We start from the raw sequence: 13,913 nt of genomic DNA, 5'->3' as shown, positions 1-13,913 counted from the left end.
CCCATGAACACGGCACCGACTCTGTCCCAGCGGTCCTCCGGGACCACAGACCGCCAGGGCGGTGGCGCCAAGGCCTGGACCGTGACCGCCCTGCTGGTGGTCTTCATGATGGTCAACTTCGCGGACAAGTCCGTGCTGGGCCTGGCCGCGGACGAGATCCGCGCCGATCTCCACCTGAGCGCCACCCAGTTCGGCCTTGCGAACAGTGCGTTCTTCCTTCTCTTCTCGGTCTCGGCCGTCGTCGTCGGCCTCGTCGCCGACCGGGTGTCACCGAGGCTGCTGCTCCTGGTGATGGCCGTCCTGTGGTCGGTGGCCCAGGCGCCCGCTGCGTTCGGCGGCGGACTGGCCGTACTGGTCGCCTCCCGCGTCGTTCTCGGCGCCGCCGAGGGGCCGGCCTTCCCCGTCGCCCAGCAGGCGACCCTGGCCTGGTTCCCCAACCATCGGCGCAACCTGCCCGGGGCCCTGATCACCCTGGGCGTGACGCTCGGCGTCATCGTCTCCGCGCCCGGCCTGTCCTGGGTCATCCAGCACCACGGCTGGCGGGCCGCCCTGTGGGTGCTCGCCGCCGCCGGTCTCGCATGGGCCCTGGCCTGGAAGCTGTTCGGAGCGGACGGCGGCCACCGCACCGAGGAGAAGGGGGCGTTGCCGGCTGCTGACACCCCGGCCCCCGTTCCGTACGGACGGATCCTCGCCACGCGCACCTGGATCGGGGCCACGCTCGCCTACTTCACGAGCTACTGGTCGGTGGCGCTGATGCTGGTCTGGCTGCCCTCCTACCTGCGCAACGCCCTCGGGCACCCGGCTCACACGGCGTCCGTCCTCGTCGTCGTCCCCTGGACCGTCGGCGCCGTGGCACTGCTCGCCCAGGCCGGCATCACCGGCCGGCTCATGCGCCGCGGTGTGAGCAGCCGCCGGGCGCGCGGCTGGGTCGGAGGGTGGCTGCTCGCGCTGGGCGCCGCGTGTCTGCTGGCGCAGACCTTCGTGGACGGTTCCACGGCCAGGACCGTGCTGGTGGCCCTGGGGTTCGGTCTCGGCGGCTCCTATGCGACGGTCGCGGCCACCACCGTCGCCGAACTCGCCCCCGCCGGCCGCAGCGGCGGATCGCTGGGCGCGATGAACGCGGTGGTCACCGCCGCCGGTCTCGCGGCCCCCGCCGTCGTCGGTGCGCTGGTCGACGCCCGGGGCGACAACGGCTACCACCTCGCCGTCACGCTCTCCGGCGCGCTGCTCGTGATCGGAGCGGCGGCCTCCTTCCTCCTGATCGACCCGGCCCGCGACACCGCCCGGCTGGCACGGTGAACCCCACCGCCGCACACGGGGCCCGGCCATCCGTCCGCCCCGCCCCCACACCGAGGAGCCTTCCTGTGAGCGCCGCACCGGTACTCGACACCGCACCCCTGGACCACGCCGTGACCGCACTGCGCGAGGGCATGGAGACCTGGACCCGGACCGGTCCGGACGAACGCATCGGCCTGCTGGAACGGATGCTGCCCCGCATCGCCGAAGGCGCCCCCGCCATGGTCGCCGACGCGGCACGCGCCAAGGGCTACGGTGCCGACTCGCCCTGGGCCGCCGAGGACTGGGTCACCGCGCCCTGGGCCCTGGCACAGACCGTGAGCGCGTACCTCCACGTACTGCGCAGGCTCTCCGACGGGCGTGACCCGGTCCCGGCGTGGGCCGTCCGCGACCGCGGCGGGCGCACCGTGGTCGACGTCTTCCCCGCCACGGGCACGGACCGCCTCCTGCTCAGCGGCTTCTCCGCACAGGTGTGGACCCTGCCCGGCACCACGCGCGAACAGGTGCTGGCCAGGGCGGCCGGCGCCTACCGGGGCAGCCCGGGGGCGCCCGCCGTGGCACTCGTTCTGGGAGCCGGGAACGTGGCGGCCATCACTCCGCTCGACATCGTGCACAAGCTGTACCTCGACAACCAGGTCGTCATCGTGAAGATGAACCCGGTCAACGACTACCTCCGGCCGCACTTCGAGAAGGTGTTCGCGGAGTTCGTGGACCGCGGATGGGTCCGCTTCGTGGACGGCGGCCCCGCCGAGGGCGCCTACCTGACCGCGCACGAGGGCATCGACACCATCCACGTGACGGGCAGCGAGCGCACCCACGACGCCATCGTCTGGGGCACGGACGAGCAGGCGGAACGGCGCCGGCGCGAGGACACACCGCTGAACGACAAACCGTTCACCAGCGAACTCGGGGGAGTCAGCCCCTGCATCGTCACCCCTGGCCCGTGGACGGACGCCGACCTCCGCTTCCAGGCGGAGCACATCGTCACCAGCAAGATGAACAACTCCGGCCACAACTGCGTCGCCAGCCAGATCCTCGTGGTGCCGCGGGACTGGGACGGAACCGAGCGACTGCTCGACGAGATCCGCCGGGTCCTGAGCGAACTCCCGCCCCGCAGCGACTACTACCCGGGCGCCGCCGGACGGCTGTGCGACGTCGTCGAGGCGCACCCCGAGACCGAGTTCCTCACCGGGGAGGCGTGCGGAGCCCTCGTGCCCGACATCACACGCCCGGACGATCCGATGTTCACCGACGAGGTGTTCGCCAGCGCACTCGGAGTCGTACGCATCGAGGGCCGGGACCCGGCCGAATTCCTGCGCCGGGCCACCGACTTCGCCAACGACACCCTGCCGGGCACCCTCGGCGCCACCCTTCTGGTCCACCCGCGTACCGAACGCGCACACCGCGAGGCCGTGGACACCGCGATCGCCGAACTGCGCTACGGCACGCTCGGGGTGAACTGCTGGTCGGCGTTCGGCTTCCTCCTCGGATACACGCCATGGGGCGCGTTCCCCGGACACACGCGCCAGGAGATCGGCAGCGGAATCGGCTTCGTGCACAACGCCTTCATGCTGGAGGACGTGGAGAAGACGGTCCTCCGGGCCCCCTTCGCCCCGTCACCCCGCGGCCTGTTCACGGGCTCGCCCTCGTTGTCCCCGCGCCCGCCGTACTTCGTCACCAACCGGACCGGCCTGACGACCGTGCGGCGCCTCACCGCTTTCACCGCCGCACCGAAGCTGCGCAAACTGCCGGGCATCTTCCTGTCGGCGCTGCGTGGTTGAGCCCGAAGAACCTAGTCCTGGCGCTGCAGGACGTAGAGGTCCCCGGAGTCGGGGTCTCCGATGAAGACGTAGAGCTTGGGACGTTCCGGGGTTCCGAGTACCGACCAGGCGTCCATGGGGCACGCGTCGATGGACACGGTCACCGTCTGGGTCTGCGGTCCGGCGCCCGGGTCGTACTCCCACGTCCCGGCGCCGGTGCACGGGTGCCTCACGGTCTCGAAGGAGTCGTCGAGGTCGAACGTGTCGACGCGGGTGGCCGCGGCGTGACCGTCCGCCGTGAGGCTGAGCCTGCCGGCCTTCCCGTCGGACCATGTCCCCGCCACCTGTTCCGTGTTGAGCCGCGGAGGCGCGTAGCCGATCCCGGCGGCCAGCGCGATGCCGCAGAGCGTGCAGGTGGCGACGACGGCGAGCGTTCCGTACATCGCCACCCGCCCGAACATGGCCGCGCCGGTGAGATGTCGACGGTCCGGCAGCAGAAGCCTTCGGGCAGTCAGCGCCGCGGGTGTGAGTGTCATGGTCAGCAGGAGCCAGCCGACTGCGCCCGCCCACGGGTCGGCCTCGACCCCCACCGCCAGAAACAGCAGGGCGGCTCCGACAGCCGTCAGCGCCGGGACCCACCACCACGCCTCGCGTCCCGAGAGTCTGCGGCCGAGCCAACCTGCCACGGTCAGGAGCGGCATCACCACGCCGACCGACACCAGCGCGCCGAGCACGGCTCCCACCGGCACCAGCACGATCAGGAGAAGGAGACCCAGAGCGTTGTAGGCGAGGCCAGGGTTCTCCTGGACCTGCCCCCACATGAAGAGCGCGATCCACCCGATCACGGTCTCGACGAGGAGCACGGACATGGAAGCCGTCAGTACCGCGCCGAACCTGTCCCTCACACGTGCCTGGGCCCGCCCCGCACTCTCCAGTTTTGAACTCATTCAAATCCCCTCCCGCTCCGCATCCTCCTCCATGCGGAGCGGGTCCGTGCAACCGGCTACCTGTTGTGGCTCAACGCAGCCCGTAATAGAGCGAGTTGTGTGCGGTGTCCGGCAGGTACAGCACGTCGTTCCCGTCCGAGTCGCGCCGTACCGCCAGTCGGTCCGCGCTCACGCCCGGCGCGGCGGACTGCGAGGTCCACGCGGTGTCCGGACGGGTCGCGGCAAAGACGCGGTCGGTGCCGGTGGTGGTCACGTAGTAGACGCGGCCCGCCTCCGTCTCGTCCCAGGTGATCCCGAGGGCCGCGGCCGTCTGGCCGCCGGCGTACACCGTCTGGCGGACCCAGCTGCTGCCGCTCGGATACGCGTAGTACACACGGAAGTCGCCGCCGCTGTCGGCCGAGCGGTAGCGGTAGGCGACCTTCGGAGTGGCGCCGTCGAGGGTGAGTTTGGCGCTCTGCACCGCCGGGCCCGGATAGGCGTTGTCGATGCTCCACTCCTCACCCGTGGTGAGCTCCTGGATCACGTCGGACGTGGCCGGGGTCACCGGCGTGGTGACGGCCGCGCCCGCGCTGTCCGCGAAGGCGCCGGTCGCCGGGTCGTAGCGGAGGTAGGAGAGCTGGTGCCGGAACGCGGTCGCGGGCGCCTTCGCCCACTCGTAGAGGAGGTGTACGCGCCCGGCGGCGTCGACCGTCAGGTCGTCGGGGTACACGGAGCGGTTCAGCGCGCCGGCGAACGTGGCGACCACGCTCCAGTGCGATGCGGCGTTGTCCCAGCGGTAGAGCTTGCCGGGGCGCTGGTCGGAGCCGGCGCCGACGCGGGCGGCCAGGTACAGGTCGCCGTTGGGGGCGGTGGTCACGACCGGGTAGGTGATGGCCTCGCCCTGGTCCGGCAGTTCGGCCGCGTGGTCCGTGACGGCCCCGCCGGGCGCCTCGGTGCGGAAGTAGCGCCAGGGGTTGGCGTGCATGGAGGTGAACACGTGGAGACGGCCGCTGCCGTCGCGTGCGACCGACGGCTGGTTGTGGCCGTTGTCATCGGGGAACTCGGCCTGCTGCCCGTTCGCGGCGAGCAGCGGCAGCCGGCTCCACACGCCGTCCGGGTCGCGGCGGGCGATGGCCGGGCGGTGCGTCGCGGCCGTGGCGCCGGGCTCGTTGAAGGCGAAGTACGTGTACTGGCCGCGGCCCTTGTACGTCGCGGCGGGCGTCCACCAGGCGGCCTGGTTCGACGAGTCCATCGCGTACGGAACCTTCTCGATCACCGTGGCCGCGGCCGCGGCGCGGTCCGTTCCGGCGGCCTGGGCGGCCGGGCCGGGTGTGAGCAGGGCGGCCAGGGCCGCGGCCGAGGCGGCGGCCGTGCGTGCCGTGGGACGTCGCAAGGTGAGCTCCTTCGCGGGCGGGATGGGCGGAGGCGTGAGAGCGGCCGAGGTCGCCTCGTTCCTCCGGTGCGCGGGAAATTTACAACAGATCCCATATCGTGAATAGAGATTGCACAATGGGGATCTGAGATACCCCTACGGGAATGCGTGTGCGGGATGACGGAGGGCCCGGTGAAGGCTGATCCGCCTTCACCGGGCCCTGGGCCGCCCCGCGTTGTCTCAGCGCTTGATGAGCGCGGAGACCTCCTCGCCGGCCTTCCTCATCGCGTCCTTCGGCTTCGACTTGCCGACCAGGACGGCCTGGACCTGCTTCGCCACGGCCTCCTCGATCTGGGCGTTCTGCGCGAACTGCCAGAACGGGCTGCCGGTCGCGGTCTTGGTGATCTTCTCCGTCCACTCGGTGGTGAACGTGTCCTGCGCGACCTTCGGGTCCGCCAGCCCCGCCGTGGTGGACGGCGGCAGGGCACGGGAGACGAAGTACTCGGAGGTGGTGGCGAGGTCGGAGGTGGTGTGCAGGGCGAACTCCGTCGCCGCGTCCTGGCCCTTGCCGTTGACGATCGCGATCACACCGCCCCAGAGCAGCGCCTGCGGGGTGTCGCCGGAGCGCAGTACCGGACGCGTCATCGGCTGCATGGCGTCGGCCAGCGTCTTGTCCTTGGACTGGGCCGCGGTCACGCCCTTGCCGATGACTGCGTCGTCGTAGAAGGCGGCCTTGCCCTGCCCGAACAGGGCGCGCGCGTCGAAGCGGTCCACGTCGGCGGCGATCAGCTTCGCGTCGTGCAGCTTCTTGTACCAGGTGACCGCGTCGACGGAGGCGTCGTCGCCGATGGTGACCTTCTCGCCCTCCATGAGCGTGCAGCCGAAGGTCTGCATCCACGGGAAGATGTCCTTGAGCTGCGCGACCTTCGTGGCCGCGGCGTACGGCACGACCCCGCCGCCGAGCCCCTTCACCGCCCGGAGCGCGTCCTCGAACTCCTCGACCGTGACGGGGTGCTTCTTGACGCCGGCCTTCTCCAGGAGCTTGGAGTTGGCGATCACACCGATCGAGCCGGTGTTCCACGGCAGTCCGTACTGCTTGCCGTCGTACACACCGCTCTTCAGCGCGACGTCCGTGTAGCCGCCCTTCGGGGCGACGGAGCCGAGGTCGGCGAGCTTGCCCATCTGCGCCACCGCGGCGAGCCACGCGATGTCGAGGTGGATCGCGCCGGTGGTCTCACCGCCGCCGAGCTTGAGGGTGAGCTGGCTGAGGTACTCGTTGTACGGGTACGAGACCGCCCGGACCTTGGACTTCTCGGCCTTCTCCCAGGCGGCGATGATCTTCTCGATCGCCGGTCTGGCGGCCTCTTCGTTGAGCGACCAGGAGGTGAAGTCGAAGTCCTTGGACTTCGTGTCGCCTCCGTTGGACGCGCTGCCGGAGTTGGACGGGGACGGCGCGCAGGCACCCAGCGCGCCGACGCCGGCCATACCGAGCGCGCCGATACCGAACATGCGCAGCGCGCCGCGGCGGCTGATGCCAGAGGTGGTCATGGTGTCTCCATGGGAGGGGGCGGGAGGTGAAGGAGTGCGGGGGGCTACTTGACCGAGCCGGCGGTCATGCCGCCGACGAGGTAGCGCTGCAGGAACATGAAGGCGACGACCACCGGGATGGACACCACGAGCGAGGCGGCCATCAGCTCGGGCCAGGCGGCCTGGAACTCGCCGATGTAGGTGGAGACGAGGCCGGGCGGCAGGGTCTGCTTCTCCTTGTCGGCCAGCGTCACGGCGAAGATGAAGTCGTTCCAGCCGCGGACGAAGGCGAACAGCCCGGCCGCGATCATTCCGGGTGCGGCCAGCGGCGCCACGATGGAGTGCAGCGTCCGCCACCGGGAGGCGCCGTCGATGGACGCGGCCTCCAGGAGGGCGTCCGGGATGGTGTCGAAGATGCCCTTCAGCATCCAGACACAGAGCGGCATCGTGAACGTGGTGAAGGACAGCACCAGCGCGGTGTACGTGTTCAGCAGGCCGAAGCTGGAGAACACGGCGTACAGCGTCACCAGCAGGAGGGCCTGGGGGAACATCTGGGAGGCCAGCACCATGTGCATCAGCGAGCGCCGCCCGCGGTAGCGGAACTTGGAGAACGAGTACCCCATGTACGTGGCGACGACCACGCTCAGCACGGCGGTGATCGAGGCCACGACCAGCGAGTTGATCATGTACTTGATCAGCTGGTCGTTCTCGGCGAGCGCGGTGAAGTTGCTGAAGGTGAGGTGGGTGGGGATCAGCTTCGGCGGGAACTGGAACGCGTCCTCGGGGCTGCTCAGCGCGGTGGCCAGCAGCCAGTAGACCGGCAGGAGGCCGAAGGCGCCGATCACCAGGACGGCGGTCCAGGCGGCGATCCTGGAGCGGAGCAGGTCCTTGCGCATCCGGCGTCGCGAGGTGTTCCCGGCGGACGTGGCGGACGGCTTCAGCCGGCCGGTGCCGGACAGCGGGGTGGAGGTCGTGGAGGTCATCAGGCGTCGCCCTTCCGCTCGGTGATCCTGAGGTAGACGACGACGAGGAGGAGCAGGAGCAGCATCCACAGCCCGCCCAGGGCAGTCGCCCGGCCGATGTCGAAGCCCTTGAAGGCGGTCTGGTACACCGCGGTGGCGAAGGTCTCCGTGGCGCCGGCCGGCCCGCCACCGGTGAGCACGTAGATGGTGTCGAAGTGCTGGAAGTTCCAGATGAACTCCAGGAGCAGCACGATCGAGGCGACCCCGCGCACCTGGGGCCAGGTGACGGCGAAGAAGCGCCGGACCGAGCCGGCGCCGTCGATGGAGGCCGCCTCGTGCAGTTCCTTGGGCACGGTCTGCAGACCGGCCAGGAGCATCACCATCATCCAGGGGAAGCTCGCCCAGGTCTTGGTGACGATGACGGCGAGCATCGCGGTGCCCGGCTGTCCGAGCCAGGACACCGACTCGTCGATGATCCCGGTGTCCATGAGGACGCCGTTCAGCACGCCGTAGTTCGCGTTGAAGATCCACATCCACAGGAAGGAGACCACCACGCCCGGGATCACCCACGGGAAGAGGAACAGGCCGCGCATGAAACCGCTGCCCTTCAGGCCCGAGTTCAGTGCGAGCGCGAGCGCGAACCCGAGCGCGAAGGGGACGATCGTTGCCCCGACGGTGAAGACCAGGGTCTGCTTGAGGATGGTGAGGAAGTCGCCGTCCAGCCAGTAGGTGAAGTTGTCGAGACCGACGAACTCCCGGCCCGGCAGGCGCAGGTCCTGCTTGAAGAAGCCGGTGAACAGGGCCGACACCAGCGGATAGATGATGATCGTCGCGAAGAGCGCGATCCCCGGTGCGGTCAGCAGCAGTGCGAACGCGCCGTTGGAGAGTCGTCCACCGGTCCGCTCACGACGTGGAGCGGCCTTCCGTGGAGGTGCGGCCGTACTCATGGATCAGTCCTCTCGAACGGTGCGGGAGCGGTGGTGCGGGGCGTGCCGCGGTGGCTGCGCTCCGAAGGAACGGAGGCGCAGCGGCCGGACGTGAGCCGTGAGCCGCGCCGTCCCGTGCGCCGGCCGAGGCCCTGTGTGAAGGTCATGCTGCTCTACTGAACGCAAGTTGCAGCATGCGGGATCGTTCTCCATATCGTGCGAAGGCGTCAACCCTTTTGGTCGGTGAATCGCCGGTTCTGTGCAGAACCGGCGAGCCTGTTGACCTGCCGTGAACTCGAACGGTAGCCCTCGCCGACGGCATCGTTGGCTGCGCCGGAAACTTACAACACATCCCACTGGCTGAACAGTGGTTGCACAATATGGATGTGATGTACGTTCGTGGTCGCTCCGCTGTGGCGGAGGGAATCCGTGCTTCACACCGAGGAGGCCGCCCCGTGCGGGAAGAAGAGGTCCATTACGACATCGCCGTCATCGGCGGTGGCCTGGCGGGGACCTGCGCGGCCATCGCCGCGGCCCGGCTCGGCCGGCGCGTCGCCCTGGTCAACAACCGGACCGTGCTGGGCGGCAACGCCAGCAGCGAGGTCCGGGTCTGGGTCTGCGGAGCCTCCGCGCACGGCGTGCACCGCTGGGCCCGGGAGACCGGCATCATGGGCGAGCTGTACACCGAGAACCAGTACCGCAACCCCGAGGGGAACCCGTACTACTGGGACCAGGTGGTCCTCGACGCCGTCCGGGCCGAACCGAACATCGACCTCTACCTCAACACCGACGTACGCGAGGTCGACGCGAGCGGCCCGGACGACGCGCGCGAGGTGCACTCGTGCACCGGCTGGATGATGGGCTCCGAGCGGCGCATCACCTTCCACGCCCGGCAGTTCCTCGACTGCACCGGCGACGGCCTGCTCGGCCACCTCGCGGGCGCCCGCTACCGCATCGGCCGCGAGGCACGAGCGGAGTTCGGCGAGCCCTGGGCGCCCGAGGAGGCGGACGAGGCGCTGCTCGGGTCGACGATCCTCTTCTACACCAAGGACCTGGGCCGGCCGGTGAAGTTCGTGCCGCCCGCCTCCGCCCGCGACCTCACCAGCACGCCCATCCTGCGCAACCGTGTGCTGCGCACCGGCGACAACGGCTGCGACTACTGGTGGGTCGAGTGGGGCGGCGAGCTCGACACCGTCCACGACAACGAGCGCATCCGCGACGAGCTCCAGTCCGTGGTCATGGGCATCTGGGACCACATCAAGAACTCCGGCGAGTTCCCGGACGCCGAGAACCTGACCCTGGAGTGGGTCGGCAGCCTCCCGGGCAAACGCGAGTACCGCCGCTTCCTCGGAGACCACGTGCTGAGCCAGCAGGACGTCCTGGAGCAGCGCCAGTTCGACGACCGCATCGCGTTCGGAGGCTGGTCCGTCGACCTCCACCCCGTGCAGGGGATGTACGCCGACGAGCCCGGGGCCCGCCAGCGCTACGCGGACGGCATCTTCCACATCCCGCTGCGCTCGCTGTACTCGGTGAACGTCACGAACCTGATGTTCGCCGGGCGCAACATATCCGCCACCCACATCGCGTTCGGCGCCACCCGCGTGATGGCCACCTGCGCCACGCTCGGCGAGGCCGCCGGCACGGCCGCCGCCCTGTGCGTGGCCGAGGGCATCGGCCCGCGCGAACTCGCCGCGACCCGCCCCGAGCTGGTGCGCCGGGCCCTGCTGCGGCAGGACGCCTCGGTGATCGGCCTGGCCGACGACGACCCCGGCAACCTGGCGCTGACGGCCCGGGTCACCGCCTCCTCCTACCTGAACCGGCTGGCCGCGGAGCCGACCCCGGAGGCGCCGGGCGAGCCGTGCCCGCTCACCCGCGACCTCGCGCTCCTGCTGCCGGCCGACCCCGTGCTCGACACGGTCGACCTGCTGGTCCACGGCGCCCCGGACGGACGGTCCAGTGAACTCACGGTGGAGCTGTGGAGCACCGGCCGCCCCGAGAACGCCGTCCCCGCCGACCAGCTGCTGACCACCACGGTGACCGTGCCGGCCGGCGGCCCCCACTGGGTCACCGCCCGCCTCGGTCACCGCCCGGACGCCCCGGAGAACGTCGTCCTGATCGTCCGCGCCTGTCCGGGCACGGCGCTGGTCCTCGTCCCCGAACGCACCGACGGCGTTCTCGCGCTGCGCAGCCGGGCCGAGGGCGATGTGGCCGTCGACCACGACATCCCCGAGGAGGACGGCCAGCTGGTCCTGGAGTGGCAGGCCCGCGGCCTGCGCCGCAGGAGCTTCGGCTTCCGCGCCGCCCCGGAGACCGAGGCGTTCCGGCCCGAGCGGGCCGTCGGCGGATTCCAGCGCCCCTACGGCGGGCCGCAGATGTGGTCGTCCGGCCGGCTGGCGGACCCGGAGCCGGCCGGGCAGTGGCTGCGCCTGGACTGGGACGAGGCGCAGCAGCTCGCCGAGGTGCGTGTGGTGTTCGACGACGACGTCGACGAGTACCTCAACAACCTGCACCGGCACCGCACCCCGTTCGAGGTCATGCCGGAACTGGTCCGCGACTACCGCGTCCAGAGCCGTGAGCCCGACGGCACCTGGCACACCCTGCTGACGGTGACGGACAACCGCCGCCGCCACCGCGTGCACGGGGTGCGCGGCGCGGACGGCGGGCCGGTGAGCACCGACGCGCTGCGGCTCGTGGTGGACGCGACGCACGGGGCGCGGCACGCGCACGTGAGCGCGTTCAAGGCGTACGGCGCGTAGGCGCACGGCGGGAAGGGGCCCGTACAGGTCGGCCGCCTGTACGGGCCCCTTCCTTGCGGCGGGAGACTCGGGCTTCGCGGCGGGTGACGCGGCTCGCGGGTGGCGCGGTTTTCAGCGGGTGACCCGGACGGCTCTTTCGGCGGGCGGCCCGGACGCGAAGTCCGGCGGGTGAGTCAGATCGCGCCCAGTGCCTGGCTGATGGCGTCGGCCGCCTCGATGACCTCGCGGGTCAGCGCGAGCCGCTGCCCTTCCTCCTCGGTGTGCCCGCCGAGGAGGGAGGTGGGGCCCCACAGGGAGATGGCGGCCACCACGTCGCCCGAGGCGTCACGGACCGGAGCGGCCAGGGAGGCCCGGCCCAGGGCCCGTTCCTCGGCCTCGACGGCGTAGCCGGTGCGGCGGACGGTGTCGATCTCGGCGTCGAGGAGATCGTGGCTGGTGGTCGTGTAGTCCGTGTGCGCCGCCAGCGGTTCGGGCAGCAGCGTGCGGCGCTCCTTGGGCGTGAGCCCGGTGAGGAGGCACTTGCCGATGCTGGTGGCGTGCAGCGGGGCGGTGTGTCCGGCCTGGGTGTACGACTTCGGGGCGCGCGCGCCCTCGAAGTTGCACAGGAACATCAGCTCGGTGCCGCGGCGGATGGCGACGTTGGCCCCCAGCCCGGTGCGGGTGGCGAGGTCCTGGAGGACCATGCGGGCGGCACGGTGGACCGGATGCCGGTTGGTGGCGGTGGCGGCCAGCGGGAGGATGCCGAGGCTGAGCCGGTAGAGGTTGCTGACCGGGTCGCGCTCGACCATGTCGAGGCGTTCGAGGGTGGACAGCAGACGGGAGGTGGTGGAGGATCCCAGCCCGGTGAGTTCGGCGACGTCGGAGACGCGTAGCTCGGCGCGGCCCGAGTCGAGTGCGCGCAGCACCGAGACGGCTCGTTCGACGCTCTGGTTCGTCCCGGCGTCGGTCGCCCGAGTAGCCATGACCCTCCTCATTTTGCAAGTCGCTTGCACTATCTGCATCAGCATATCGCGTCGGTCGGAGCGGCGGCGGTGAAATCCATGGCCGGAACGGGCGCGGGCTGCCGGCCGTTCCGGCCATCCAGGACAGGGGTGGACATCATGCCCACGCCCGCCACCGTCAGGCCTGATCGCCCGGGAACGGCTGTCACAGGGCGGTTCTAGGGTGAGCGGATGAACGGACAGGATGCAGGAAATCCCCGGGCGGCACTGCCCGCGCACGCCATCGAGGTCGGAGCCGGACCGCTGGACCGGCCGGCCCGTGACTCCATGGGCGGCCGGCCGTACCTCGATCCCGGGCAGGAGTGGCCCGTGTGCTTCTGCGGGGAGAGGCTGGCGCTGTTCTTCCAGCTCGACGTGCCCGCTGAGTTGGAACCCTTCGGCGGGGACCATCTACTGGTGTTCCACTGCGGCGCGCACAACGAAGCACCCGATGCCGAGTACGCCGGCGGGCGGCTCGTGCCCCGGTACTGGGACGCTCCGCAATCGCCCTATCCGGGGCCGTTCTGGCGCATTCTGCTCCAGCGGCGGGCGGACCTTCCGGCCGCCGAGCGCGAACCCTCCATATGCGCCCTGCCGTTGACGCTGCGGCCCTTCGATGACGTCCCCGACTCGCGCGGCATCGGAGCCCTGGCGTTCAAGCTGGGCGGTACGCCGTCCTGGGCGCAGAGCCCCGTGTCCTACACCTGCGCGTGCGGCGCCGAGCTGCAGTACCTCTGCCAGGTGCCGGAGAACATGGAGTTCGCGGTCCATGCCGACGCGCCCGAGCAGCCCTACAGCGTGGGGGCCGACACCTACGGGATGTTCCTCGGCAACGAGGTCTACCTGATGGCGTGCCCGGCGCACTGCGACCCGGCGGCGGTCTGGCCGGAGGTCCAGCATTTCTGAACCGGGCAGCGGGGCGGGGGCGGAACGCGCCCCCGCCCGCCTCGGCGTCAGGCGGCCGGGCGCAGCCCGAACCAGTCGAAGGCCGCGCTGCCCCGGGTCGCGTACATGCCGACGACCCGGCCGGTGAAGCCCCCGGCGACCTCCGTGGTGAGGTAGCGGCCGTCGAGCGCGGCCAGGACCTCGAAGTCGCCCCCGGCCGTCTCGTAGCCCAGGTGGAGGGTGTCGGGCCCGCCGATCCGGAGGCCGGGCGGGGCCACCGCCTTCGGGTCCGTGACGGACGGGGGCAGGGTCACGTCGGTGGTGACGTCGATCCGGAGGGTCAACGGGCCCGGCGGCACCGTGCGTTCGGCCACGCTGTGGCACAGCGGGCCGATCCTGGCGACGACGTGGACCGTGCCGGCACCGTCCGTCTCCACCCGGTAGTGGTGCGCCTCGTCAAGCCGTACGACGAAGGCGGTGGCCCCGCCCGGCCTCCGGATCGGCGGGCCCGACACCCTCCACC

General features: G+C 70.9%; 11 protein-coding genes. 4 read left to right on the top strand and 7 right to left on the bottom strand.

Going from position 1 to position 13,913, the window contains the following annotated elements; all coding sequences use genetic code 11:
- Positions 1–3: 3 nt before the first annotated feature.
- The gene (locus EAO72_RS18360; RefSeq protein WP_148018428.1) at positions 4–1,299 is read left to right on the top strand and encodes an MFS transporter; all 1,296 of its coding nucleotides are present in this window, start codon (positions 4–6) and stop codon (positions 1,297–1,299) included.
- 65 nt (positions 1,300–1,364) lie between these two features.
- Positions 1,365–3,077 (top strand): aldehyde dehydrogenase family protein, encoded by a 1,713-nt coding sequence (locus tag EAO72_RS18355; protein WP_148018421.1) that lies wholly within the window; start codon positions 1,365–1,367, stop codon positions 3,075–3,077.
- Positions 3,078–3,088: 11 nt separating this feature from the next.
- Here the strand turns inward: EAO72_RS18355 and EAO72_RS18350 are convergent, their stop codons facing one another.
- From EAO72_RS18350 to EAO72_RS18330, 5 genes are all read right to left on the bottom strand, one after another.
- Positions 3,089–4,003: a hypothetical protein gene (locus EAO72_RS18350; protein ID WP_148018420.1), complete on the bottom strand. Its 915-nt coding sequence runs from the start codon at positions 4,001–4,003 to the stop codon at positions 3,089–3,091.
- A gap of 70 nt (positions 4,004–4,073) precedes the next feature.
- Positions 4,074–5,375, bottom strand: a complete 1,302-nt coding sequence (locus tag EAO72_RS18345) for a BNR-4 repeat-containing protein (RefSeq protein WP_148018419.1) — start codon at positions 5,373–5,375, stop codon at positions 4,074–4,076.
- Positions 5,376–5,594: 219 nt separating this feature from the next.
- Positions 5,595–6,902 carry a sugar ABC transporter substrate-binding protein gene (locus EAO72_RS18340; protein ID WP_148018418.1) on the bottom strand — a complete coding sequence of 436 codons (1,308 nt, stop codon included), beginning with the start codon at positions 6,900–6,902 and terminating at the stop codon, positions 5,595–5,597.
- Between the two features lie 44 nt (positions 6,903–6,946).
- Positions 6,947–7,864 carry a carbohydrate ABC transporter permease gene (locus EAO72_RS18335; RefSeq protein ID WP_148018417.1) on the bottom strand — a complete coding sequence of 306 codons (918 nt, stop codon included), beginning with the start codon at positions 7,862–7,864 and terminating at the stop codon, positions 6,947–6,949.
- Positions 7,864–8,790, bottom strand: a complete 927-nt coding sequence (locus tag EAO72_RS18330; protein WP_148018416.1) for a carbohydrate ABC transporter permease — start codon at positions 8,788–8,790, stop codon at positions 7,864–7,866. Before EAO72_RS18330 ends, EAO72_RS18335 begins: the two co-directional genes overlap by 1 nt.
- A 434-nt stretch (positions 8,791–9,224) precedes the next feature.
- Here EAO72_RS18330 and EAO72_RS18325 point away from each other — a divergent pair, with 434 nt between their 5' ends.
- Positions 9,225–11,525 carry an FAD-dependent oxidoreductase gene (locus EAO72_RS18325; protein ID WP_148018415.1) on the top strand — a complete coding sequence of 767 codons (2,301 nt, stop codon included), beginning with the start codon at positions 9,225–9,227 and terminating at the stop codon, positions 11,523–11,525.
- Positions 11,526–11,698: 173 nt separating this feature from the next.
- Here the strand turns inward: EAO72_RS18325 and EAO72_RS18320 are convergent, their stop codons facing one another.
- Positions 11,699–12,487 carry an IclR family transcriptional regulator gene (locus tag EAO72_RS18320; RefSeq protein WP_148018414.1) on the bottom strand — a complete coding sequence of 263 codons (789 nt, stop codon included), beginning with the start codon at positions 12,485–12,487 and terminating at the stop codon, positions 11,699–11,701.
- A gap of 210 nt (positions 12,488–12,697) precedes the next feature.
- On the opposite strand from EAO72_RS18320, the gene EAO72_RS18315 reads away from it, so the two are divergent.
- The gene (locus EAO72_RS18315) at positions 12,698–13,411 is read left to right on the top strand and encodes a YwqG family protein (RefSeq protein WP_148018413.1); all 714 of its coding nucleotides are present in this window, start codon (positions 12,698–12,700) and stop codon (positions 13,409–13,411) included.
- Positions 13,412–13,458: 47 nt separating this feature from the next.
- On the opposite strand, the gene EAO72_RS18310 is transcribed toward EAO72_RS18315, so the two are convergent.
- A partial coding sequence (locus EAO72_RS18310) for a beta-xylosidase family glycoside hydrolase (protein ID WP_459112822.1) occupies positions 13,459–13,913 on the bottom strand: 455 nt, incomplete at its 5' end.

This window comes from Streptomyces sp. OR43 (assembly GCF_008042275.1).
GTDB lineage: Bacteria > Actinomycetota > Actinomycetes > Streptomycetales > Streptomycetaceae > Streptomyces.
This window is presented reverse-complemented; position numbering and strand designations above follow the sequence as displayed.

Bases quoted from the DNA above. Each gene is read 5' to 3' on its own strand.
- EAO72_RS18360 (WP_148018428.1), top strand. From the start codon at position 4: ATGAACACGGCACCGACTCTGTCCCAGCGGTCCTCCGGGACCACAGAC.
- EAO72_RS18350 (WP_148018420.1), bottom strand. From the start codon at position 4,003: ATGAGTTCAAAACTGGAGAGTGCGGGGCGGGCCCAGGCACGTGTGAGG.
- EAO72_RS18340 (WP_148018418.1), bottom strand. From the start codon at position 6,902: ATGACCACCTCTGGCATCAGCCGCCGCGGCGCGCTGCGCATGTTCGGT.
- EAO72_RS18335 (WP_148018417.1), bottom strand. From the start codon at position 7,864: ATGACCTCCACGACCTCCACCCCGCTGTCCGGCACCGGCCGGCTGAAG.
- EAO72_RS18330 (WP_148018416.1), bottom strand. From the start codon at position 8,790: ATGAGTACGGCCGCACCTCCACGGAAGGCCGCTCCACGTCGTGAGCGG.
- EAO72_RS18320 (WP_148018414.1), bottom strand. From the start codon at position 12,487: ATGGCTACTCGGGCGACCGACGCCGGGACGAACCAGAGCGTCGAACGA.
- EAO72_RS18315 (WP_148018413.1), top strand. From the start codon at position 12,698: ATGAACGGACAGGATGCAGGAAATCCCCGGGCGGCACTGCCCGCGCAC.